Genomic DNA, 827 nt, shown 5'->3' with positions numbered 1-827 from the left:
AAAATTTTTTCTTTATTTGAATTACACCAAGATAATTGATTAATTAATAAATTTTTATAATTAATCGTTTCTTTTGTATCTGTAGAAACTATCTTAACATCAAGTTTGGTAAGTAAATCATTATGTACAGGTATCATATTATTTAAATTAATAATACCTAAACGTCCACCATCTATTTTTAAAAAGTCATTTTGATTTTTCATTTTTAAATATTTAGTCTTTGGAGACATTAAAGGAGCATAATAATTTATATTATTTATTTTAAATACTACACCTATAAATGGTATTTTTATTTTTTCATCTTTTATATAAGGTACATTAATATCTATTTTTTGTAGAAATTCACAATATTTTTTGTCAATAGTATAAAAAAATAAATTCATAATTTCACCTACTTAAAAATTAATTTAAATTATCATTTTTTAACTTATGATTTTTATATTATTTATGATATAAAATTTTTATATATAAATTATTATAGTGTTAAAGTAATGTATTACAAGAAAAAAATACTTATTTTCTACAAAATAAAAATTGTCTTAATAAAACTTTATATTTCTAAATTATTATCTTTATTTTTACATTTATCATAAGTAACTGCTATTTGTTTCCTACTTATTTTTTTAGCAGCTATAATACGCTCAGCTATTGTAGGTTTTATTTTCTTTCCTATTTCTTTATTATTTTCACTACGTATTATATTGTTTATTTTACAGTATTCTATTAATCCTTTTTCTAGTTTTTTAAAATCACAACACCTATTTTTTAAACTATCTCTTGCTTTATTTTGTGTTATTGCTATATAAAGCTTAGCTGCTTTTTTTAAA

Annotated in this window: 2 protein-coding genes; both read right to left on the bottom strand. The window is 18.4% G+C overall.

The annotated features are described in order from the left end of the window. On the bottom strand, nt 1–383 hold a 383-nt coding region (locus tag OM90_RS10465), incomplete at its 3' end, for a type III toxin-antitoxin system ToxN/AbiQ family toxin (RefSeq protein ID WP_242860894.1). A 167-nt stretch (nt 384–550) separates the two neighbouring features. Further along, a partial coding sequence (locus OM90_RS13225; RefSeq protein WP_242860893.1) for a type III toxin-antitoxin system ToxN/AbiQ family toxin occupies nt 551–827 on the bottom strand: 277 nt, incomplete at its 5' end.

This window comes from Defluviitalea phaphyphila (genome assembly GCF_001466305.1).
Taxonomy (GTDB): Bacteria; Bacillota; Clostridia; order Lachnospirales; family Defluviitaleaceae; genus Defluviitalea_A; species Defluviitalea_A phaphyphila.
The sequence above is the reverse complement of the archived record's forward strand: the minus strand, read 5'-3'. Positions and strand labels throughout refer to the sequence as shown.